Below are 22,048 nucleotides of genomic sequence, written 5' to 3'. Positions count from 1 at the left end.
CCTACCTTACTAAAACTGAAACAACATGACCGAAGAATTATTACGCTTGTCCAAACGCATGTCCGAACTGGGCCTTTGCTCCCGCCGTGAAGCCGATGAATGGATCGCGCGCGGCTGGGTCCGTGTGGATGGCAAGGTGGTGTCCGAGCTGGGCAGCAAGGTCACCCCCAGCCAGCGCGTCACCGTGGAACGCCAGGCGGCGGCCGAGCAATCGAAGCGCGTCACTGTACTCATCAACAAGCCCGTCGGCTATGTCAGCGGCCAGGCCGAAGACGGCTACACGCCCGCCGTGGCCCTGATCAAGGCGGAAAACCGCTGGGCGGAAGACCGCAGCCCGGAACAGTTTCATCCCACCCAACTGCGCAGCCTGGTGGCGGCCGGCCGCCTGGACATCGATTCCGTCGGCTTGCTGGTGCTGACGCAGGATGGCCGCGTGGCCAAGCAGCTGATCGGCCACGATACCGATATCGACAAGGAATACCTGGTGCGCGTGAGCTACACCAAGGGCGGCACCCTGCCCGACAGCGAGCTGAAAAAGCTCAACCACGGCCTGTGGCTCGACGGCAAACCGCTGCTGCCGGCCAAGGTGCGCTGGCAAAATGAAGACCAGCTGAGCTTTACCTTGCGCGAAGGCAAGAAACGCCAGATCCGCCGCATGTGCGAAGCCGTGGGCCTGAAAGTGCTGGGCCTGAAACGCGTGCGCATCGGCAAGGTCAAGCTGGGCGACTTGCCGACCGGTCAATGGCGTTACCTGAGCGCGGACGAGCAATTTTAAGCGGCGGCATCTGGATGGCATGCCGCGCGGCGTGCCATTCCGCATAAGCAACAGGAATATAGTGACATAAAAACAATTATTGTGATTTACTTAGTAAATATTGCTTTAAACCTATACACTATTCCCCATCAGAACAAAAGAGATACGCTGTCGTGAACGATCCCATCCCCAATCCCCTGCGCAAAGGCGCGCCCAGCCTGGCTGACGTGGCCGAGCCGATGGCCCCCGGCACCAAGCCGCACCATATGAGCGATCCGTGGGATATCGGCGAAACCCTGTGCAGCCTGGCTGACAACGGCGACGCCATTTCCATCTACCCGGCGGGCGGCGAAGACGTCATCATGGCGCGCATTTTGTCCGTCGACGACGACTTGCCTCAATTCGTGCTGGAACTCAATGAAGGCGCCACCCTGCCCGAAGGCGGCGCCACGTTTGTATCGTGGGTGCAAAGCGCCAAGTTGCAATTTACCATCAATGGCGAATGGGAAGCGTATCCCGAGCGGCCGAACGTCTACCTGACCAACTTCCCCAGTCATTGCCTGGTGCTGGAACGGCGCGAATCGGCACGCCTGGAAACGCCGCTGGGCGTGTACTACCTGGCCGCCTTCGTGCTCGAGGGGCGTCCGTATGAATTGCAACTGTATGATTTCTCGGCCGGCGGCATCGGCATGCGTGCCCATCCGCGCGATACGGTCGGCCTGTACGTGGGGCGCAAACTGTCGCGCGTGCGCCTGGAACTCGGACCAAACAAGGTCATGATCGCCGACCTGGAAATCCGCCTGTCACGCACCTTCCGTTCCTTCCTGCTGGGCGAGCAAGTACAGATCGGCTGCCGCTTCCTGAACCTGACGGATGCCATGCAGGATGAGCTGAAGGCCTTGCTGGATAACCTGGGCAGCAGCCGCAAGGTGCGCTAGGTTTGCGGCTTTGTCTCAGGCATAAAAAATGGCCGCCCAGCTGATGCTGCGCGGCCATTTTTTGTTTAACAGCCAAAGTTACGAGGCGCCTGAAAAACGTTCAGGGCAAGGCGCATTGCCGAAGACAGTACGAATAGTACGGCGTGGCAATGCAACGCCGCCATGGACGTTTTTTCAGGCGCCGATCAATCGTCGTCGTTTGGATCCAGGTCGGGAAACATGACTTCCGTGTAGCCGAACTGCGTAAAGTCGACGATACGCATCGGATACAGAATGCCGTGCAAATGGTCGACTTCATGCTGCACCACGCGCGCATGGAAGCCGTCGCAATCGCGGCTGATGGGCTGGCCGAACTGGTCCACGCCTTCGTAGTGCAACTCGCTCCAGCGCGGCACGCTGCCGCGCAGGCCCGGCACGGACAGGCAGCCCTCGAAGCCCTCTTCCTTGCGCTCCGACAAAGGCGTCAGCACCGGATTGATCAGCACGGTTTCCGGTACTTGCGGCGCGTCGGGATAGCGCAGGTTCTGCTTGAAGCCGTAGATCACCAGCTGCAGGTTGACGCCGATCTGCGGCGCCGCCAGGCCAGCGCCATTGGCGGCGTGCATGGTGTCGAACATGTCGGCGATCAAGGCATGCAATTCGGGCGTGTCGAATTCACGCACCGGCTCGGCCATGCGCAGCAGGCGCGGATCGCCCATCTTGAGGATTTCACGTACCGTCATTTTGTTTCCAATACCGCTTGCAATTCTTGCAGGTAATTGCGGAACGCCGCGCCCGTTTCCGGATGTTTCATGCCCATCGCCGTCGTTGCCTTCAGGTAGCCAAGCTTGGAGCCGCAATCATAACGCTGGCCCTGGTAGCGGTAAGCCAGCACGCGCTCTTCGCGCATCAGTGCGGCGATGCCGTCCGTCAGCTGGATTTCACCGCCGGCGCCCGTGCCGATGTTTTCCAGATGCGCAAAGATGCGGCTGGTCAGCACATAGCGGCCCACCACGGCCAGGGTCGATGGCGCCTCTTCCGGCGCGGGCTTTTCCACGATGCCCGACACCAGTTCCAGGTCGGGCTGGTAATGCTTGGCGCTGACGATGCCATACTGCCGGGTTTCCGCACGGGGCACATCCTGCACCGCCAGCAGCGAACAGTTTTCATACTGGAAGACATCGGCCATCTGCGCCAGCACGGGACGGGTACCCTCTTCCACGTCCATGAAGTCGTCCGCCAGCAAGACGGCGAACGGCTCGTCGCCGATCACGGGGCGGGCGCACAGCACGGCGTGGCCCAGGCCCAGCGGCGCCGACTGGCGGATATAGATGCAGTTAATGTGCTTGGGAATGACGTTTTGCACCATGTCGAGCAACTGGCGCTTGCCCGCCGCTTCCAGTTCCGATTCCAGTTCATAGGCCGTGTCGAAATGGTCTTCGATGGCGCGCTTGTTGCGCCCCGTGATGAAGATCATTTCCGTGATGCCAGCGGCCACCGCCTCTTCCACTGCATACTGGATCAGCGGCTTGTCGACGATGGGCAGCATTTCCTTCGGTTGCGCCTTGGTGGCGGGCAAGAATCGGCTGCCCAGGCCGGCGACGGGAAAGACTGCTTTTCTGATTTTTTTCATGGGTCTTCTATAATATTTTGGATAATTAGTCTTGCGCGAGCAAGGCCAACAAACCAGCCTCGTCAAGGATGGCCACGCCCAGTTCCTGGGCTTTGGCCAGCTTGCTGCCGGCGTCCGAACCGGCCACGACATAAGCTGTCTTCTTCGACACGGAACCGCTGACCTTGCCGCCGGCCGCCTCGATCAATTCCGCCGCCTCGTCGCGGCTCATGTTGGGCAAGGTGCCGGTCAAGACAAAGGTCTTGCCGTCCAGCTTGCCGCCAGCGGCTGGCATTTCAGGCAATTGTGACAGTAATTCATTTCGCAGGGCGTCCAGTTGACCAAGCAGCTTGACATTGCCTTCATCGGTCAGCCATTGCGCCAGCGCTTCGGCCACGGCGGCGGGCAAGCCCGCATGGAAGCTGGCGCCTTGCGCCGCCAGGCTGGCCAGGGTCACGCCCCGCTCCACCAGCTGCTTGCTGCGCGGTTCCGTCAGCTTCGGGATGCCGATGGCCGCCAGCAGCGTCGCTTGCTCCAGCTGCGAGCGCAGCTTGGCGCTGGGCGCATGTTCGCCCTGGGGCGCGACACCCGCGTCCAGCAAAGCCTGCAGCGCCTGCTGGTTCTTTTGTTCGGCAAAGAAATCGGCAATCGAGTCCGCCACCGTGCCGCCGATATCGGGCAGCACGCGCAGCAAGGCCGCCGGCGCGCGGCGCACGTAGTCGAGGCTGCCGAGCCACTCGGCCAGGGTCTTGGCCGTCGACTCGCCCACGTGGCGGATGCCCAGCGCAAACAGGAAACGTTCGAGCGGCGGACGCTTGCTCGCCTCGATACCGGCCAGCAGATTTTCCGCCCATTTGGTGGGAATCTTGCCTTGTTGCACTGTCTCCGGCGTCGAACCGTCGCGCTCGTCGGCGCGCAACTTCATTTCCAGCAATTTATCCAAGGTCAGGCTGTACAGGTCAGCCAGGCCATGCACGTATTCCAGTTCGACCAGGGTGTCGATATAACGTTCCCCCAGGCCTTCGATATCCATCATGCGGCGGCCCGCGAAATGGCGGAACGCTTCCTTGCGCTGCGCCGAGCAGAACAGGCCACCCGAGCAGCGGGCGATCGCCTCGCCCTCTTCGCGCACCACGTGGGAATCGCAGACAGGACAGCGCTCCAGCATCTTGAACGGCGGCGGCGCCGGTTCCGGGCGCCGGTCCAGCACCACGGACAACACTTCGGGAATCACGTCGCCGGCACGGCGCACGACGACCGTATCGCCCACGCGCACATCCTTGCGCAGCACTTCGTCCGCATTGTGCAAGGTGGCGTTGGTCACCGTCACGCCGCCCACGGACACGGGCGCCAGGCGCGCCACGGGTGTCATGGCGCCCGTGCGGCCCACCTGGATGTCGATGCCCAGCACCTGGGTCAGCGCCTCTTCGGCCGGAAACTTGTGCGCCAGCGCAAAACGCGGCGCGCGCGAGACAAAGCCCAGCTCCTGCTGGTCTTCCGTCGCGTTCACCTTGTAGACGACGCCGTCGATTTCATATGGCAAGGCGGGCCGGCGCGCGCCGATATCGGCGTAGTAGGCCAGCAAGCCGTGCGCGCCCTGCACCACACGGCGTTCCTTCGACACGGGGATGCCCAGGGTTTCGTACCAGTCCAGCAAGGCCGCATGCGACACAGGCATGGCCGCACCATCGAGGGCGCCGATGCCGTAGGCATAGAAACGCAGCTTGCGCTGGGCCGTGATGCGCGAATCGAGCTGGCGCAGGCTGCCGGCCGCCGCGTTGCGCGGGTTGGCAAATTCCTTCTGACCCGCCTCGCGCTGGCGTTCGTTCAAACGGGCAAAATCGGCCTTGAACATCATCACTTCGCCGCGCACGTCGAGCACGGCCGGAATCTTGTCGCCATGCAGGCGCAACGGGATGCCGGCAATGGTGCGGATATTCGCCGTCACGTCCTCGCCCGTGGCGCCGTCGCCGCGCGTGGCCGCCTGCACGAACAGGCCGTGCTCGTAGCGCAGGTTGATGGCCAGGCCGTCGAATTTCACTTCGGCGGCGTAATCGACTTCCGCACCGTCAATATCCAGGCCTTCGCGCACGCGGCGGTCGAAGTTGACGATATCGTCGTCGGTGAAACCATTGTTCAGCGACAACATCGGCACCGTGTGCGTGACTTGCTCGAATTGCGGCAGCGGCGCCGCGCCCACGCGCAAGGTGGGCGAATCGGGCTGCAGCAACTCGGGATGGGCCGCTTCCAGCGCCTGCAGTTCGACGAACAGCTTGTCGTACTCGGCGTCGGGGATGGTGGGATTGTCGAGCACGTGGTAAGCGTGCAGATGCCGATTGAGTTCGGCAGTGAGTGCCAGGACGCGCTGGGCGGCATTCCGCTGGGCGGCGTCCTGGTTGATCGGATCAGTCATTGTTGCGGGATTCTTCAGCTAAATAAACGCAGGGCGCGGGTGGATCCGGCCGGAATGTCGGCCGCGTCCATTTCCTGGTAAAACTCTTGCACCTGGCCGGCGATCTCGGCCAGCGCCGCGTCCGACAAGGCCTGGTTGTAATCGTCGACGATGGTCGCGTCGAGGCGGCCCACCAGCGCCTTGGCGCAAGCGACCATGGCGCCGAAACCGTCGCGCGCCGGCGCCACGCACGGCACGTCCAGCAACAGGGTCAGGCGCGGCGTCGTTTCCTCGGCCAGCGTGACATTCGTCGACAGCGAGAACAGATGGCTGCCTTCGCCGTCCGGCATGACGAAACGGCCGTCCGGACGCACGTCGAAGCCCTGTTTTTCCAGCGCGAACAGCAAGGTGGAAATGGCCCATGGCGCGCCATTCGTGTGCAGGTTCACGCCCAGCTGGGCGTCGTGGCCGGCAACGAAGCGGTGCAGATTGCGCGCTTCGGCCATCACTTCCATCATGTCGGGCACTTCCGGCTCGGCGCCGATCTCGTCGGCGACACCGCGCAGGCGCGTGACCAGTTCCGAGTATTCCAGTTCGTTCAAGGCCGTGCTGCGGCTGGCCAGTTGCACCCCGCCCTGCATCTTGGTGTAGACACCGCCATGCGTGATCGGTTCCCAGTCGCCATTCACGTGCAAACCGATGAAGTGGACGGGCTTGTTGCCCACCAGGCGCAGGGTTTGCAGCACGGGCAGTATCTTGTCGCCGCGCACGGGCGCCTCCAGCGACAGGGGCAGCAGGCAATCGATGAGCGGATCGACCAGGCTGGTCGCCTGTTCGCTGGCGGCGCTGACTTCCGGTTGCGCCGCCGCGGCAGGGGCGGCGGGTGCAGGGTCGGCATCAGCCAGCGACGGCTCCGCATGCACGGGCGCGTCCGGCACAGCGGCCGCTGGCGGCGCGCCGAACGACGGTTCGGCCTTGGCGGCAGGCGCCGCATCAAAGCGCGGTTCCTGGCGCAGCACGGGTTCCTGGGCTTCCGCCGCGGGGGCGTCGCCCTCGCGCATCAGCACGTCATCGTGGTCGGTGGAAAAGGCCCGCTCCACACTTTTCTTGGCCTTGTATTCCTGCCATTTGTTGTACGAAAAAACGCCGACGATAAAGACGCCGCCGGCGCCGAACAAGGTAATTTGAAGGTCTGTCATGCTGCTTGTGCCTCGGTTGCAAAATTTGCGGCGGACTCCATGTCCACCGCCACGATGCGCGATACGCCCTGCTCCTGCATCGTCACACCGATCAATTGATGGGCCATTTCCATCGCAATCTTGTTATGCGAAATGAAAAGGAATTGGGTCTGGTCGGACATGCGCTTGACCATGCGGCAGAAGCGTTCCGTGTTCGAATCGTCCAGCGGTGCATCGACTTCGTCGAGCAGGCAGAACGGCGCCGGGTTCAGGCGGAACATGGAAAACACCAATGCGGTCGCGGTCAGCGCCTTCTCTCCACCGGACAACAGGTGGATGGTGGCATTTTTCTTGCCGGGAGGCTGCGCCATGACTTGTACACCGGAATCGAGAATCTCGTCGCCCGTCATGGTCAGTTTCGCCTGGCCGCCGCCGAACAGAATCGGGAACAGCTCGGAAAAGTGATGGTTGACCTTGTCAAACGTGTCTTGCAGCAAGTCGCGCGTTTCCTTGTCGATCTTGTGGATCGCGTCTTCCAGGGTGTTGATCGCTTCCGTCAGGTCGGCATTCTGGGCGTCGAGGAAATTCTTGCGCTCCGACGCCTGCGCCAGTTCGTCCAGCGCGGCCAGGTTGACGGCGCCCAGCGCCGTGATGGCATTCGTCAGGCGCGTGACTTCGCCCTGCAGATACGAGGGGCGCATGTCCGGGTGCAATTTCTCCGTCAGGGCCGCCTCGTCGGCGCCCGCTTCCAGCAATTGCTGGGCGAATTGCTCCTGGTTCAGGCGCGCGGCCTGTTCCTTGAGCTGCATTTCCATGATCTTGTCGCGCTGCGGCTGCAGGCTGCGTTCCGATTGCGTGCGCGCATCTTCGGACAGGCGCAGCTGCTGCGTGATCTGGTCCAGTTCGTGGCGCGCATCGGCCAGCGCCCGCTCCTGCGTCGTGCGGCGCTCGAGCAGATCCTGCAAGCCGTCGGCGGCCGCGCCGCTTTCCAGGTTGGCCAGCTCCAGTTCGCCCGCCTGCAGGCTGGCCGTCACTTGCTGCGCCTGCGTGCTGGCCGTGGCGATGTTGCGGCGCAATTCCTCGATCTTCGCGCGGTGGGCTTTTTCCGCGTATTCCGTATCCTTGGCGGCGCGTTCCAGGTCGCGCAAGGCTTCGCGTGCCTCGGCCAGGCGTTGTTCCTTCTGCAGGAAGTCCGTGTGGCCGTCTTCGTGCGCTTCCTGCAGGTTGCCCAGTTCCATGTCCAGCTGTTCGAATTTCTCTTCCGATTCGGCCTTGATCTGCTGCTGTTCCGCTTCCTGCGCGGCGATCTCGGCGAGATCCGCGCCGATCTGCGTGCTGCGCTGGTTGAAGCGCGCTTCCACCTCGGACAGTTTCACCACGTCCAGTTGCAAGGTATGCACGGACGACGTCAGTTGCTGGATGCGCAGGCGCAGGTCCGACAGGTTGCGCGTCAAGTTCGCCACGGCCGCGTCGGCCCGCACGGAACGGGCGCGCGCCTCTTCGGCCAGCAATTGCTGGGCACGCAACTGCTTGCCGATATTCTCGATTTCCTGCTGGCGGCCCAGCATGCCTTCCTGCTCCGAATCGGCCGCATAGAAGCGCACGCTGGTGGCCGTGACCACGTGACCGGAGCGCGTGACGAAATAGCCGCCCGGCGGCAATTTACCGCGTTCGGCCAGCGCTTCGGCCGCGTCTTCCACGGCGTAGGCGTTGTACAGCCAATCCTGCAGCAAGCCGCGCAAGCCCGGATCATTGAGTTTGAGCAAGTTCAAAAACGGCTTCAGGCCGGCGATTTCCGGCTGCGGCAGCGGCGCCACGGTGGATGGCGCGTACAGGGCCAGCTTGGCCGGCGGCGCGTCGGCAAAGAATGCCTTGGCCCAGTCGATATTCGACAGTTGCAGGGCCGACGTGCGCTCGCGCAGGATCGATTCCATGGCCGCTTCCCAGCCCGCTTCGATCTGCAGCTTTTGCCACAGGCGCGGCAAGGTATCGAGTTCGTGCTTCTTCAGCCACGGCTGGACCTTGCCTTGCGTCTGCACGCGTTCTTGCAATTGTTTCAAAGCGGAAAGACGCGCTTCCAGCTGGGCATTCGCCGCCGTCTCGGCATTGACCTGCGCCTGCGCCTCCATCCGCTCCTGCTCCAGCTTCGGTTGCTGTTCCAGCGCTTCTTCCAGGTAGAAACCCTGCTCTTCCAGCGCTTGCTGCTTTTCTTCCAGCTGGAGTTTCAGGTTTTCCAGGTGGCTGCTGTCGGGCAGACTGAGGCTGTTCTTTTCCTGCTGCAGGCGCTCGCGGCGCGTCAACAGGCTGGCCAGGATGTTCGAGGCGTTGCGCTGGTGCGCCGATTCCAGTTCCAGCTGCTGCTGGGCCTGCATGATGCGCGCGCGCGATTCCGTGCTTTTGTTCTGCGCGGCGCGCCAGGCGGCGTCCAGCTCGGGCAATTGCTCGCCCTTCTGCTCGGCCATCATTTGCGACTGTTCCACCTTGGCGGCCAGCTCCTCAAGGTGGAATTCCGCCTCTTCGATCTGTTCCTGGTATTCGCCGCCCTGGCTGGTCCACTGGTCGCGCTGGGCCGTCAGGGTCGCCAGCTGCGCCTGCAGACGCGCGCGCGACTCGATGACGAACTTGATCTGCGCTTCCAGACTGCCGATTTCCGCATTCGTCTGGTACAGATGGCCTTGCGCCGTATGCAGGCGGTCGCCCACGGCAAAGTGCGCCTGGCGCATCTGTTCGAGCGTCAATTCCACGTTGCGCAGCTTGGCCGTCTGTTCTTCCAGGTCGGTCTGCGCCTGTTCCACTTCGCGGAAATAGCGCGTCTGCTCGTTTTGCGCCTCGTTCTTGCGCAGCAGCCACAGCAGTTTCTGCTTTTCTTCCTGGTCCGCCTGCAAGGCATGGAAACGGGTGGCCACGGCCGCCTGCGCTTCCAGCTTTTCCAGGTTGGCATTGAGTTCGCGCAAGATGTCTTCCACGCGCAGCAGATTCTCGCGCGTGTCCTGCAAGCGGTTTTCCGTCTCGCGGCGGCGTTCCTTGTATTTGGAGACACCAGCCGCCTCTTCCAGGAAGACGCGCAATTCTTCGGGACGCGATTCGATGATGCGCGAAATCATGCCCTGGCCGATGATGGCGTAGGCGCGCGGGCCGAGGCCGGTGCCAAGGAAAATATCCTGGATGTCGCGCCGGCGCACGGGCTGGCCATTGATGTAATAGGTGGACGTGCCATCGCGCGTCAGGGTGCGCTTGACGGCGATCTCGGCGTACTGGCCCCACTGGCCGGACGCCTTGCCATCGTTGTTGTCGAACACCAGTTCCACGGAAGCGCGCCCGGCGGGCTTGCGGTGCGTGGAGCCGTTGAAAATGACGTCCTGCATCGATTCGCCGCGCAATTCGGACGCTTTCGATTCGCCCAGCACCCAGCGCACGGCGTCGATGATGTTCGACTTGCCGCAGCCATTCGGCCCGACCACGCCCACGAGCTGGCCTGGCACCTGAAAATTGGTGGGATCGACGAAAGACTTAAATCCCGACAACTTGATGGAAGAGAGACGCACGTGTTTTAGAGTTCCTGGCCTATGCTGGCGTTGTGTTATGGGTGAACCCGGCTCATATTCAGTTCAGATGCACCATCGCGACGGCTGTCTGGCCACGCACCGCAAAAAAAGTGGTTCATCATACCATTTCCTGATGCTTTTCTGGCCAAAAAACAGCAGCGTCAAGTGCCAGCCAACACCATCTTAACGGGCTGGACGGCCATCCTGCGCCAGTTTCCAGTCGGCGCGGGAAAAAACACGCTCATGACCGGACAGCATCAGGGCCAGTTTTTGCAGCCACTGCTCGGTCGGCATGGGTTCGGCCTTGAAGCTGAGCACAACCATCAGCATGAGGCTGGCCAGGGCCAGCGCATGGCTGACGGCAAAATTGACGGCGCCACGGGCATTCCACACGAAACCCAGCGCCAGCGCCAGGCCCAGCACGCAACCGCTGACGGCTTCCGACACGCTGTGCGCATGCACGACCACGCGGGAAATGGCCACCAGCACGGCAAAGGCCACGCCGACGAGCACGCCGGCATGGCACCAGCGCGGTTCAGCCCGCTGCAGCAGCACATACATCAGCACGGGGAACACGGCGCCGGCGCGCATGGCGTGGCCGCTGAAACCCGTGAAATCGAGCGTGCTGCTGCCCACGCCCCAGCTCATGAAGGCCAGCTTCGACAGCACCACGAGAACCAGGCCGCCGCCATACCACAGGCTCCAGCTGAGCACCAGGCGCCACTGGCGCGACACCAACAGCCACAGGGCAATCGCCACGCCAGCCGGCCCCATCACGGACATGTCGGCCGCAAAAGAAATCCCATTCCACCAAGTCATCGTACCTGCGCTTATTTCATGATCAGCGTGCACTATGCCACGACTCGCCCCTGTTCCGGGCGGCTTTTGCTGTGCTGCAGCGAAGAATTACATTCGATTACAAAATTTCCGCGCAAAACCATCCTCCTGGCCAACACCCCAGCGTCAGATATTCGTCAGGCGCTTGCCCTTGGGCGGCGCAAAATCGCGGATCGATTCGATCATGCCCACTTCCAGCGCCTGGTCGGCCGTCAGGTGCAGGTCGGAATACGCATGCACCTGCCACTGCTCTTCCGTCAGGCTGACATGGCCGCGCAGGATGCGCTCGGTGCGCATGTCGTCGGCGCGCAGGCCTTCGACGATGATGCTGAGCGCATCGGGACGGGAACCGGGCGACGCCGTCGCATGCGACTTGTGCACCATGAAGCGGGCCGTGTCGCTGGCATGGCGGTGCCGTCCCGCCAGGAACAGGGTGACGGCGATGGAGGCGACGGCGCCCGCGTTATAGGTGATGATGTCGAACGGCAACTTGCTGAGGAAGTTGTACAGACAGATGCCATCGCTGACATAGCCGCCGTTGGACTGGATCAGGATGTGCGCGGTGCTGAGCTTGTCTTCCGTGATGTCGGCCGCGGCGTTGAAGACGCGCCGCACCATGTCACTGTTGACGTCGCCCGAGAGGGTAAAGTAGCCGTGCAGCTCCGTGTTGTTTTGTGTCTCGTGTTGTGTCTCGTGCTGTGTCCCGCTTTGTGTCCCGCTTTGTGTCGTGTTCATGGCAGCCACCCGCAAGAAAGCCAGAACTTCATCATAGCGCATTCCCGCACGGCGGGGCGCCCACTTGCGCCGTGCCAGCCCTGTTCCCAGCCCCGCAAAACGGGGCGTTTGCGGCAATTTGGCAACGTCTTTACAGATTGACAGAAACACCCCGCTGGCATATATTCCTCCCACTTGATCGGGAGAGGGCAACCCAGCGTTGCCGCCGAAGGGGCACTACCCAAAAACTCTCAGGCAAAAGGACCGATCAGGCGGACTGAAGCTGTTGCTTTGGCGACACTACAGCTCAACTCTGGAGAGCGGCCGCGGCTATTGCCGGCGGCCCACCGAAGGGGCGCACGGGGCAAGCCCCCGTAATCTCTCAGGTACAAAGGACAGGGGGGTCAGTGATCACGCTGGAAAGCCGTGTTTGGCTATTCTATGTTTTGTTAACTCCCCCTTTACCTTCGTCCCGAGGAATCCATGACGCTCAAAGCGACCCCACTCAACACCGCCCACCGTGCCCTCGGCGCCCGCATGGTCGATTTCGGCGGCTGGGACATGCCCGTCAACTACGGCTCGCAAATCGAAGAACACAACGCCGTGCGCGGCGACGCCGGCATGTTCGACGTGTCGCATATGTGCGTGGTCGATATCGAAGGCCCGAACGTGCGTGCCTTCCTGCGCGGCTTGCTGGCCAATAACGTCGACAAGCTGCAAGTGTCGGGCAAGGCGCTGTACTCGTGCATGTTGAATGCCGAAGGTACCGTCATCGATGACCTGATCGTCTACTTCTTCAATGAAAACTGGTTCCGCCTCGTCGTCAACGCAGGCACGGCGGAAAAAGACGTGGCCTGGATGCAGCAGCAAAACACGGCCAGCAACAGCGGCCTGACGATCACCGAGCGCCGCGACGGCAATGACGCGATGGCCCTGGTGGCTGTGCAAGGCCCGAACGCGCGCGCCAAGGTGTGGCAAGTGCTGCCGCAGACGCAAGCCGCGTCCGAAGCCATCAAGCCCTTCAACGTCGTCATCGTCAAGGACACGCCATTCGGCGAAGTCATGCTGGCGCGCACCGGCTACACGGGCGAAGACGGCTTTGAAATCGGCGTGGCCGCGACCCAGGTGGAAGCGCTGTGGAACGCCCTGGCCGCTGCCGGCGTCAAGCCGGCCGGCCTCGGTGCGCGCGACACCCTGCGCCTGGAAGCGGGCATGAATCTGTACGGCCAGGACATGGACGAAAGCGTCAACCCGCTCGACGCGGGCCTGGCGTGGACCATCGACCTGGTCAGCGAGCGTGACTTCATCGGCAAGGCGGCCCTGCTGGCCAAGGGCCAGAACGCGCAATTCGTCGGGCTGATCCTGCGCGAAAAAGGCGGCGTGCTGCGCGCCCATCAAAAAGTCATCATCGCCGGCAGCGACGCCACGGGCGAAATCACCAGCGGCACCTTCAGCCCGACGATGCAGGAAGCGATCGCCCTGGCGCGCGTGCCGAACGGCGTGGCCGTGGGCGACACCGTGCACGTGGAAATCCGCGGCAAACAGCTGGCCGCTTCCGTCGTCAAGCTGCCTTTCGTGCGTAACGGTAAAATCCTGGCTGCGTAAGCGTATAGAGCCGCCCGCAAGACCGTACAACCATAATCAATAACGAACATTTACCATCTGGAGCCACACATGAACATTCCTGCAGACCTGAAGTACACCGCATCCCACGAATGGGTACGCCTTGAAGACGACGGCACGATCACCGTCGGCATCACCGAATACGCGCAGGATGCGCTGGGCGACATCGTCTTCGTCGAACTGCCAACCGTGGGCAACACCTATGGCGCCGGCGACGACGCCGCCGTGGTGGAATCGGTCAAGGCAGCGAGCGACATCTACGCGCCGATCGCCGGCGAAGTCGTGGCAGTCAACGACGACGTGGTCAACTCGCCGGAATCGATCAACGCCGACGCCTACGCCAACTGGCTGTTCAAGATCAAGCCAGCCGACGTGTCGGCCCTGGACGGCTTGCTCGACGCCGCCGCCTATGGCGCCACCACCAGCGCCTGATCGCGTTTGACTCACGGGCCGCGCTTGCGGCCCGTTTGCTTTTTCCAGCAGCGCCCGCGCGCCGCCTCCCGGTTTTTCAGTCTTTTTTGGCCTCTATATCATGACCCGCACCAGCCTGACCCAACTCGAAGCACGCGATGCCTTCATCGCCCGCCACATCGGCCCTTCCGCCACCGAACAGCAAGCCATGCTGGCGACCCTCGGCTATCCATCGCGCGCCGCGCTGATCGACGCCCTGGTACCGGCCAACATCCGCAACAAGGGCGCCCTGCCCCTGGGCGCGTATTCGCAGCCGATGCCGGAACAGGAAGCGCTGTCGCGCCTGAAAGCCATCGCCGGCAAGAACCAGGTATTGAAATCCCTGATCGGCCAGGGCTACTACAACACGTTTACGCCTGGTGTCGTGCTGCGCAACATCTTTGAAAACCCGGCCTGGTACACGGCGTACACGCCTTACCAGCCGGAGATTTCGCAAGGCCGCCTGGAAGCCATTTTGAACTTCCAGCAAGTGATCACCGACCTGACCGGCATGGGCATCTCGAACGCCTCGATGCTGGACGAAGGCACGGCCGCCGCCGAGGCGATGACCCTGATCCAGCGCGTGGGCAAGTCGAAGTCGAACGTGCTGTACGTGGCCAACGACGTGCTGCCGCAAACCCTGGAAGTGGTGCAGACGCGCGCCCAGCCGATCGGTATCGAGGTGCGCACTTTTGATCCTGCTGAAATCGAATCGCTGGACGCCTGCTTCGGCGTGCTGCTGCAATACCCTGGCGTGAATGGTGTTGTGCGCGACTACCGCGCCGGCGTGGAAAAACTGCACGCGAATGGCGCCATGGTCATCGTCGCGGCCGACCTGCTGGCCCTGACCATGCTCACGCCACCGGGCGAATGGGGCGCCGACGTCGTCGTCGGCAACAGCCAGCGCTTCGGCGTGCCGCTCGGTTTCGGCGGTCCGCACGCGGGCTATTTGTCCACACGCGATGAATTCAAGCGCAATATGTCGGGCCGCCTGGTGGGCGTGACCGTCGATGCGCAAGGCAACAAGGCGTATCGCCTGGCCCTGCAAACGCGCGAACAGCATATCCGCCGCGAAAAAGCGACGTCCAACATCTGCACGGCGCAAGTGCTGCTGGCCGTGATGGCCTCGATGTACGCCGTCTACCACGGCCCGGCCGGCCTGCTGCAGATCGCCCGGCGCGTGCACCGTTACACGGGCGTGCTGGCGGCCAACCTGAAGACCCTGGGCTACGGCGTCGTCAATGCGACTTACTTCGACACCCTGACCATCAACGTCGCCGATGCGGCGCAACTGCACGCGACGGCCATGCACCACGGCATCAACCTGCGCAAGATCGACAATACCCACGTCGGCGTGTCGCTCGACGAAACCACCACGCGCGACGATATCGCGCTGCTGTGGAAGGTGTTCGCGCACGGCCTGGCCAACGCGCCTGCCGCGCCGGACCTGGACAGCGTGGAAGCAAGTGTGACCAGCGCGCTGCCGGCCAATCTGGCGCGCGAGAGCGCCTACCTGACCCACCCCGTCTTCAACAGCTACCACTCGGAACACGAAATGCTGCGCTACCTGCGCAGCCTGGCCGACAAGGACCTGGCGCTGGACCGCACCATGATCCCGCTCGGCTCGTGCACCATGAAGCTGAACGCCACGTCGGAAATGATTCCCGTCACCTGGCCGGAATTCTCCAACATCCACCCGTTCGCGCCGGATGCGCAAACAGTCGGCTACCGCGAAATGATCGCGCAGCTGGAAGAGATGCTGTGCGCGCTGACCGGCTACGCGGCCGTCTCGCTGCAGCCGAACGCCGGCTCGCAGGGCGAATACGCGGGTCTGCTGGTGATCAAGGCCTACCACGAGTCGCGCGGCGAAGGCCACCGCAACATCTGCCTGATTCCATCGTCGGCGCACGGCACCAACCCGGCATCGGCCAACATGGTCGGCATGCAGGTGGTCGTCACCAGCTGCGACGCCAACGGCAACGTGGACCTGGCCGACCTGAAGGCGAAAGCGGAAAAGCACAGCGCCAACCTGGCTTGCGTGATGGTCACCTACCCGTCCACCCACGGCGTGTTCGAAGAAGGCATCCAGGAACTGTGCGAGATCATCCATTCGCACGGCGGCCAGGTCTACATCGACGGCGCCAACATGAACGCGCTGGTCGGCGTGGCCGCTCCCGGCTCGTTTGGCGGTGACGTCTCGCACCTGAACCTGCACAAGACCTTCTGCATCCCGCACGGCGGCGGCGGACCGGGCGTGGGCCCGATCGGCGTGGGCGCCCACCTGGCGAAATTCCTGCCGAACCAGCGTTCCTCGGGCTATCAGCGCGACGTGGCCGGCATCGGCGCCGTCAGCGCCGCGCCATTCGGCTCGGCCAGCATCCTGCCGATTTCGTGGATGTACATCGCCATGATGGGTGCGGAAGGATTGACGGCAGCGACCGAGACGGCCATCCTGGCGGCGAACTACATCGCGCGCCGCCTGGCGCCGCACTACCCGGTGCTGTATTCGGGTCACGACGGCCTGGTCGCGCACGAGTGCATCCTGGACCTGCGCCCGATCACGGACGCCACCGGCATCAGCAACGAAGACGTGGCCAAGCGTTTGATGGACTTCGGTTTCCATGCGCCGACCATGAGCTTCCCCGTGCCGGGCACCCTGATGATCGAGCCGACGGAAAGCGAATCGAAAGTGGAGATCGACCGCTTCATCGATGCCATGATCGCCATCCGTGCGGAAATCGCCAAGGTCGCCAGCGGTGAATTCGACCACGACGACAACCCGTTGAAAAACGCGCCGCACACGGCGCAGGTGCTGATGTCGGACAACTGGGAACGCAAGTACAGCCGCGAAATCGCCGCCTACCCCGTCGCTTCCCTGCGTCAGCGCAAATACTGGCCGCCGGTCGGCCGCGCCGACAACGTGTACGGCGACCGCAACCTGTTCTGCGGTTGCGCGCCGATCAGCGCCTACGAAGAGTAAGCAGGCAACAAGCGCCCCGGCATGCTGGACGCCGGGTGCGCGGCAGCACCAGAACGCAGGCGGACCACCGGGTCCGGCCTGCGTTTTTTTTCAACAAGACATGAATATTATTGCAATATACTTGTCTTTTTAATCAATATCAAGCCGGCATGGCAGTCTAGGGACTATCGTTGCGTCAGACCCGCCGCGCGCGCCCGGATTGCCTGCCAGCGCCGCGCGACTTCACCCACCCTGTTGCAAGGACCCCATCATGTCCATGTCCCTTCGCGCTGCCGTCCCGACTGCCGCCGGCGTGCGCGCCTGTCGGCGCTGGCTCGCCCTCCTGTTGCTGCTGGCCCTGGGCCTGGGTGTTGCCCGCGCCCAAGGTGTCACCTTGAGTTCGCCATCGGCGGGCCAGAACTTCGTCAATCAAGGCACGATCACTTTCGCCGGCACGTCCACCAGCGGCACCGCCTCCTGCCGCAGGGTATCGGTCGCCATGGTCATCGACGGCGCGGAACAGAATTGCGCCGCGCTCGCCTCCGGCGTCAGGTCATACAGCTGCACGGCGGCGCTCGGCATCGGCGGCCACACGGCCAGGGCGCACCAGACCATCAACGACGTCCTGTGCGGCACCGGACGCGTGTTTCACAATTACTCCGGCGACGTCTCCTTCACGATCACGCGCGCCGCGGCCGTCAGCGTGGCGATCAACACGCCCGCGCCCGGCAGCCAGCTCGGGCAAAACAGCGTCACCGCCAGCGCCACGGCATCGACGGGCACGCTGGGCGGCTTGCAGAACGGCGAAAAGCTCCGGCTCTCCCTCTTGCTCGACGGCGTGCAGGTGGCCAGCGTCGAGGGCAGCAGCATCACGCTGCCGCTCTCCGCGCCGCTGCTGCTCGAAGGCGGCAAGCATACGCTCGTCGCCAAGGCCCAGTACCTGAACCGCGACAATGCGCAACTGGCGCAGGCGGACAGCAGCGCCGCTTTCACCATCGTTCCCGTCAACACGTCGCTGCTGCTGATCGGCCACGGCCCCAGTCCCGAACTCAACTTCGAACGCAGCGTGCTGCGCTACGACGGCAAGTCCGGCAGTTTCATCGGCTATTTCGGCGCCGCCTGCCACGCGCTCGACCTCAGTTACGGCCCGGACGGCAGGCTGTACATCCTCGACGCCCCTTCCTTCCTCGGTGGCCGGTGCGATGCACCCTATCCGGTGCGCCGCTTCGACGGCCGCACCGGCGCCTTCAACGACATCGACGACGAACACGCCAACTACGTCCAAGATGGACAACAACTACAGAATCGGGCCAGCATGACCTTTGGTCCAGACGGCAATCTGTACATCGCCGACGACGGCTTCAGCGATGAAAATGGCGCTATTTACCGCTACCAGGGCCCATACGGCCCCGATCCGGGAGAACGCATCGACACCTTCGTGACACAGGCCGAGAGCCACTTCCGGCGGGCCGGAAAAATACACTTCGGTCCGGACGGCGCGCTCTACCTGGCCAGCCCCGATAGCAACGCCATCGTGCGCTACACCGGTCCGGCCAGCGCGGAACCGGGCCGCTACATGGGCACCTTCGTCGCACCCGGCAGCGGCGGCCTGCAGGGTCCGATCGACTTCCTGTTCCGCGACGACGGCATGCTGTACGTCGCCAGCGGCGGCAAGGTGCTGCGCTACGCCGGCCCGACACAGGCGTCGCCGGGCAGCTTCCTGGGCGAGTTCGGCACGGTGCCCGCCGCGCTGGCCGGCCTCGCAATGGGTCCCCGCGACGCACTGTACGCCAGCGGCGATGGACAGGGCAGCGACGGCGTCTGGCGCATCAACGGCGCCTCGGGCAAGTCCGAAGGATTATTCGCCCATGTCGAGCCGGGCCAGCACCTGACGGTAGGTCCACTGCTGTTTTCATCGATTCCCCTGGCGGCGGCCAGCCTGGGCGACTTCAATGGCGACGGCTGCGTCGACCGTAGCGACCTCGACGAACTGATGGCGCACATCCTTGGCGGCGTCACGGCGCACCCGGTGGCCGACTTGAACGGCGACGGCGACATCAACGTCGCCGACGCGCGCAAATTGACGGCACTGTTCACGCGCCCCGCAGGCGCGCCTTGCCGATAAAGCACCTTGCCCCATCCATGCCCTCGGAGACACGCCATGAAATCACTCACCCTTGCCCTGTGCCGCATCGCCTTGGCCGCCGCGTTCTTGCTGGGCGCCTTGCCGGCCCGTGCCATCCCCATCTCAGTCTTTTCGACATACAATGAAGCCACCCGGGAAATACGCACGTTCATCAGCGCCAGGGGATTGGCGCCCGGCTCAGGCACGACCATCGGGGCCTTCGACTTCAACTTCAGCTATGATCCCAAAGTGCTCAAGCTCGATCAGCTGAGCTTCAGGTCGCTGCTTGGCAGTCCCGACAAGATCGCATTCCGCACCGACGGCGACAAGCTGGTAGCGAGCACGCTAGGCAGCGGCCAGGCGCTTTCCTACGCCTCGCTGACGTCGGGTAGCTCCAATGCGCTACGCATCTCCAGCACCTCGCTACTCGAGGCCAGCGCCGGCACGTGCACATTCTGTACCGGTCCCTACCTGGACGAATTGCAGACCGACTTCGTGCCGTTGCTGTCGCTGACCTTCCATAGCTTCGTGCCGCTGCCGAACATCCATCCGCAAACCCTGGGTTTTCATATGTCGGTCCTCAGCACCAGCGACGGCTACGGCAATCCATTCCTGTCCAATCCGGTACGGTTTGCACCGGTGCCGCTGCCGTCGACACTGGCCCTGTTCGGCATCGGCCTGCTTGGCCTGTTACGCTGGCGCCCCGCCCGCGCATGAGGGCGGCATCGCGCGTGATGCCCGCAGGCCTCTCCTGCGAGCGTACTACAGCGCCAGCAAGACCGCCCCTGGCAAGCCCAGGGCGGTGCCCAGCATCGTCAGCAACACGACATCGCGCCGCTCGCAGCGGGCCCGGTGCGAACTCCAGGCGGCGAACAGCAGCGCGACAGCCACGCCGCCAAGCGAGATTCCCACTTCCATCATGCCCGCTCTCCTCGCGGATGCGGCGCACCCGTCATCGTCATGTTCATCATCGTTGTCATCCTTTGCCTTGATTGAGGTGGCTACCTATCGGTAGGTAGTCAGTGTACAATAAAAAACACGGCCATGTCCATGCCGTGTTTTTTGACATTCAAAGGAAGCGCAATGCAGCAGCAAACCCCTCTCCCCGCCGCCAGTCTCGGGCTGGCCGCTTCCCTGGCCCTGGTGGCCGTGCTCGGCCCGGCCGGCATCGACATGTACCTCGCTTCCATGCCCGCCATGGCGCGCGAGCTGCACACCTCGTATGCGAATGTGCAGCTGAGCCTGACCGTCTTCCTGCTGGCCCTGGGCGGCGGGCAACTGCTGTGCGGCCCGCTGACCGACATGCTGGGCCGGCGCCGTCCGCTGCTGGCCGGCATCGCCGTCTACATTCTTGCGGCCGTGTGGGCGGCGCAGGCCGATCAACTGGCCACACTGTTGCTGGCGCGCACCTTGCAAGGCCTGGGCGCGGCGCTGACTCTGGTCGTGGTGATGAGCATGGTGCGCGACGTGGCCGATGGCGTGCAGGCGGCGCAGCTGTTTGCCTTGTTGATGACCATCGTGGGCCTGGCGCCCGTGCTGGCGCCCGCCGTGGGCGGCTTGCTCGATGCGCACTACGGCTGGCGCGCCGTGATGCTGGCCCTGGCCGCGCTGGGCGCCCTGACCCTGCTCAATAGCGCATTGTTCCTGCCGGAAACGCTGCCCCGCGCACGCCGTGTGTCGCCACAAGGCCTGCACCGCACGTATGCGCGCATCGCGCTGGACCGCGCTTTCCTGCTGCCCGCGCTGGCCCTGTCGGCCACTTTCTTTTTCCTGTTCGCGTATATCGGCGGCGCGTCGCTCGTGTATCAGCGCGATTTCGGCCTGTCCGCCGGCACCTTCGGCCTCGTGTTTGGCGCCACGGGCATGGCCGTGCTGCTGGGCGCCATGGCCAGCGGCCGCCTGGTGGAAAAGCACGGCGTGGCGCGCCTGAGCGTGACGGGCAGCATGGCCATGCTGGGCGGCGCCGCGCTGGCCCTGCTCGGTGCCTGGGCGGGAGCGGGCATCGCCGCCGTCGTGCCGGGCATGTTCGTGGCCCTGTTTGGCCTGGGCATCGCGGAAGCCGCGCTGATGGCCATGGCCATGGGTTCGCAACAGCGCGCGCTCGGCTCCACGGCCGCGCTGCTGGGCGCCATCCAGATGACCTTGTCGTCCTTGGCCACGCCGCTGGCGGCCAGCCTGTCCGAATGGGGACCCTTGCCGTGGCTGCTGTTCTTGACCGTGGCCGGCCTGCTGGTATCATGGCTGACCCTGGTCACTGCGCGCGTCCATCCGGCACCCGCCAGCAGCCTGGGAGCGCACTGACGCCTCACCCACTCTCACCCCAATGATGAAAAAACGCTCGGCCTCGGCCGATAACATCTGTGCCGTCGCCGTCGTGCACTTTTCCGAACACGGCTACGACGCCTCGTCCCTCAGCGACATCGCCGCGCAGGCGGGCATGCGCAAGGCTTCGCTGTATTCGCATTTCGCCGGCAAGGACGCCCTCTTCCTCGACGTGTTTGCCGACGCGCTGGCCGAAGAGCAAGCCTTCATGGACAGCTGCTTCGCCGATGAAGCGGCGCTGGCCGCGCCCGGCGGCCAACAGGCAGGCGCCCTGTACTGCGAGCGCATGGCGCAGCGCTATGCGGATTCGGCCCATTTGCGCTTTTTGCTGCGCACCGCGTATTTGCCGCCCGCCCCACTGCGCGTGGAAGTGGGCACGGGCTACGAAGCCTTGCTGGCGCAGCTGCAGCAGTATTACGTGCAGAGCCTGGCCCGTCTCGCGCCCACGTTATCGTCGCCGCGCATCGACCTGTACGCGCAAGCCTACCTGGGCATCGTCGACAGCCTGCACGTGGAACTGATCTACGCGGGCGGCGCCGCGCTGCAGCAGCGTCATGCGGCGCTATGGCACATCCTCTCCGATTCACTTTATTTAAGCACTGGCAAGTCCTCATGAAATC

Annotated in this window: 17 protein-coding genes and 2 riboswitches; of the genes, 9 read left to right on the top strand and 8 right to left on the bottom strand. The window is 63.7% G+C overall.

Features of this window, described 5'->3' with window-relative positions; all coding sequences use genetic code 11:
- Window positions 1-25 precede the first annotated feature (25 nt).
- Together GCN78_RS16490 and GCN78_RS16485 are read left to right on the top strand one after the other, a co-directional pair.
- On the top strand, window positions 26-775 hold the full coding sequence (locus GCN78_RS16490) for a pseudouridine synthase (RefSeq protein ID WP_152252659.1): 750 nt from the start codon (window positions 26-28) through the stop codon (window positions 773-775).
- A gap of 152 nt (window positions 776-927) precedes the next feature.
- On the top strand, window positions 928-1,692 hold the full coding sequence (locus GCN78_RS16485) for a flagellar brake protein (RefSeq protein ID WP_152252658.1): 765 nt from the start codon (window positions 928-930) through the stop codon (window positions 1,690-1,692).
- A gap of 185 nt (window positions 1,693-1,877) precedes the next feature.
- On the opposite strand, the gene def is transcribed toward GCN78_RS16485, so the two are convergent.
- The 7 genes from def to GCN78_RS16450 form a co-directional block, all read right to left on the bottom strand.
- Window positions 1,878-2,414, bottom strand: coding sequence for a peptide deformylase (gene def / locus GCN78_RS16480; RefSeq protein ID WP_034752265.1), 537 nt, complete (start codon window positions 2,412-2,414; stop codon window positions 1,878-1,880).
- Window positions 2,411-3,304, bottom strand: coding sequence for a UTP--glucose-1-phosphate uridylyltransferase GalU (gene galU, locus GCN78_RS16475; protein WP_152252657.1), 894 nt, complete (start codon window positions 3,302-3,304; stop codon window positions 2,411-2,413). The genes def and galU overlap by 4 nt, the downstream gene beginning before the upstream one ends.
- A gap of 25 nt (window positions 3,305-3,329) precedes the next feature.
- Window positions 3,330-5,696 (bottom strand): NAD-dependent DNA ligase LigA, encoded by a 2,367-nt coding sequence (gene ligA / locus GCN78_RS16470; protein ID WP_152252656.1) that lies wholly within the window; start codon window positions 5,694-5,696, stop codon window positions 3,330-3,332.
- 14 nt (window positions 5,697-5,710) lie between these two features.
- Entirely contained in the window at window positions 5,711-6,874 is a 1,164-nt protein-coding gene (locus GCN78_RS16465; protein ID WP_152252655.1) for a cell division protein ZipA C-terminal FtsZ-binding domain-containing protein, read from the bottom strand.
- Window positions 6,871-10,398 (bottom strand): chromosome segregation protein SMC, encoded by a 3,528-nt coding sequence (smc, locus tag GCN78_RS16460; RefSeq protein ID WP_152252654.1) that lies wholly within the window; start codon window positions 10,396-10,398, stop codon window positions 6,871-6,873. Before smc ends, GCN78_RS16465 begins: the two co-directional genes overlap by 4 nt.
- 183 nt (window positions 10,399-10,581) lie before the next feature.
- Entirely contained in the window at window positions 10,582-11,217 is a 636-nt protein-coding gene (locus GCN78_RS16455; protein WP_226939672.1) for a phosphatase PAP2 family protein, read from the bottom strand.
- Window positions 11,218-11,361: 144 nt separating this feature from the next.
- Complete coding sequence (locus tag GCN78_RS16450; protein WP_226939671.1) at window positions 11,362-11,970, bottom strand: ATP-dependent Clp protease proteolytic subunit; 609 nt, start codon at window positions 11,968-11,970, stop codon at window positions 11,362-11,364.
- Between the two features lie 169 nt (window positions 11,971-12,139).
- Window positions 12,140-12,226, top strand: a riboswitch (glycine riboswitch).
- A 26-nt stretch (window positions 12,227-12,252) separates the two neighbouring features.
- Window positions 12,253-12,358: riboswitch (glycine riboswitch) on the top strand.
- 74 nt (window positions 12,359-12,432) lie between these two features.
- Here GCN78_RS16450 and gcvT point away from each other — a divergent pair.
- The 5 genes from gcvT to GCN78_RS16425 all read left to right on the top strand — a co-directional run bounded on the left by gcvT (window position 12,433) and on the right by GCN78_RS16425 (window position 19,823).
- Window positions 12,433-13,554, top strand: coding sequence for a glycine cleavage system aminomethyltransferase GcvT (gene gcvT, locus GCN78_RS16445; protein WP_152252652.1), 1,122 nt, complete (start codon window positions 12,433-12,435; stop codon window positions 13,552-13,554).
- A gap of 69 nt (window positions 13,555-13,623) precedes the next feature.
- Entirely contained in the window at window positions 13,624-14,004 is a 381-nt protein-coding gene (gcvH, locus tag GCN78_RS16440; protein WP_152252651.1) for a glycine cleavage system protein GcvH, read from the top strand.
- A 100-nt stretch (window positions 14,005-14,104) separates the two neighbouring features.
- Window positions 14,105-17,002: an aminomethyl-transferring glycine dehydrogenase gene (gcvP, locus tag GCN78_RS16435; protein WP_152252650.1), complete on the top strand. Its 2,898-nt coding sequence runs from the start codon at window positions 14,105-14,107 to the stop codon at window positions 17,000-17,002.
- 250 nt (window positions 17,003-17,252) lie between these two features.
- On the top strand, window positions 17,253-19,106 hold the full coding sequence (locus GCN78_RS16430) for a dockerin type I domain-containing protein (RefSeq protein ID WP_152252649.1): 1,854 nt from the start codon (window positions 17,253-17,255) through the stop codon (window positions 19,104-19,106).
- Window positions 19,107-19,142: 36 nt separating this feature from the next.
- The gene (locus GCN78_RS16425) at window positions 19,143-19,823 is read left to right on the top strand and encodes a PEP-CTERM sorting domain-containing protein (protein ID WP_152252648.1); all 681 of its coding nucleotides are present in this window, start codon (window positions 19,143-19,145) and stop codon (window positions 19,821-19,823) included.
- Window positions 19,824-19,868: 45 nt separating this feature from the next.
- Here GCN78_RS16425 and GCN78_RS29360 read toward each other — a convergent pair whose 3' ends face one another.
- Window positions 19,869-20,027, bottom strand: coding sequence for a hypothetical protein (locus GCN78_RS29360; protein WP_193316761.1), 159 nt, complete (start codon window positions 20,025-20,027; stop codon window positions 19,869-19,871).
- A gap of 162 nt (window positions 20,028-20,189) precedes the next feature.
- On the opposite strand from GCN78_RS29360, the gene GCN78_RS16420 reads away from it, so the two are divergent.
- Window positions 20,190-21,407, top strand: coding sequence for a Bcr/CflA family efflux MFS transporter (locus tag GCN78_RS16420; protein WP_152252647.1), 1,218 nt, complete (start codon window positions 20,190-20,192; stop codon window positions 21,405-21,407).
- A 22-nt stretch (window positions 21,408-21,429) separates the two neighbouring features.
- On the top strand, window positions 21,430-22,044 hold the full coding sequence (locus tag GCN78_RS16415; protein ID WP_152252646.1) for a TetR/AcrR family transcriptional regulator: 615 nt from the start codon (window positions 21,430-21,432) through the stop codon (window positions 22,042-22,044).
- Window positions 22,045-22,048 lie beyond the last annotated feature (4 nt).

Source organism: Janthinobacterium rivuli, from assembly GCF_009208735.1.
GTDB lineage: Bacteria > Pseudomonadota > Gammaproteobacteria > Burkholderiales > Burkholderiaceae_D > Janthinobacterium.
The sequence above is the reverse complement of the archived record's forward strand: the minus strand, read 5'-3'. Positions and strand labels throughout refer to the sequence as shown.

Excerpts from the sequence above, each read along its gene's own strand:
- GCN78_RS16455 (WP_226939672.1), bottom strand. The coding sequence starts at position 11,217 with ATGACTTGGTGGAATGGGATTTCTTTTGCGGCCGACATGTCCGTGATG.
- GCN78_RS16450 (WP_226939671.1), bottom strand. The coding sequence starts at position 11,970 with ATGAACACGACACAAAGCGGGACACAAAGCGGGACACAGCACGAGACA.
- GCN78_RS16430 (WP_152252649.1), top strand. The coding sequence starts at position 17,253 with ATGTCCATGTCCCTTCGCGCTGCCGTCCCGACTGCCGCCGGCGTGCGC.
- galU (WP_152252657.1), bottom strand. The coding sequence starts at position 3,304 with ATGAAAAAAATCAGAAAAGCAGTCTTTCCCGTCGCCGGCCTGGGCAGC.
- ligA (WP_152252656.1), bottom strand. The coding sequence starts at position 5,696 with ATGACTGATCCGATCAACCAGGACGCCGCCCAGCGGAATGCCGCCCAG.
- GCN78_RS16415 (WP_152252646.1), top strand. The coding sequence starts at position 21,430 with ATGATGAAAAAACGCTCGGCCTCGGCCGATAACATCTGTGCCGTCGCC.
- GCN78_RS16420 (WP_152252647.1), top strand. The coding sequence starts at position 20,190 with ATGCAGCAGCAAACCCCTCTCCCCGCCGCCAGTCTCGGGCTGGCCGCT.
- gcvT (WP_152252652.1), top strand. The coding sequence starts at position 12,433 with ATGACGCTCAAAGCGACCCCACTCAACACCGCCCACCGTGCCCTCGGC.
- gcvP (WP_152252650.1), top strand. The coding sequence starts at position 14,105 with ATGACCCGCACCAGCCTGACCCAACTCGAAGCACGCGATGCCTTCATC.
- gcvH (WP_152252651.1), top strand. The coding sequence starts at position 13,624 with ATGAACATTCCTGCAGACCTGAAGTACACCGCATCCCACGAATGGGTA.
- GCN78_RS16490 (WP_152252659.1), top strand. The coding sequence starts at position 26 with ATGACCGAAGAATTATTACGCTTGTCCAAACGCATGTCCGAACTGGGC.
- GCN78_RS29360 (WP_193316761.1), bottom strand. The coding sequence starts at position 20,027 with ATGATGGAAGTGGGAATCTCGCTTGGCGGCGTGGCTGTCGCGCTGCTG.
- GCN78_RS16425 (WP_152252648.1), top strand. The coding sequence starts at position 19,143 with ATGAAATCACTCACCCTTGCCCTGTGCCGCATCGCCTTGGCCGCCGCG.
- def (WP_034752265.1), bottom strand. The coding sequence starts at position 2,414 with ATGACGGTACGTGAAATCCTCAAGATGGGCGATCCGCGCCTGCTGCGC.
- GCN78_RS16465 (WP_152252655.1), bottom strand. The coding sequence starts at position 6,874 with ATGACAGACCTTCAAATTACCTTGTTCGGCGCCGGCGGCGTCTTTATC.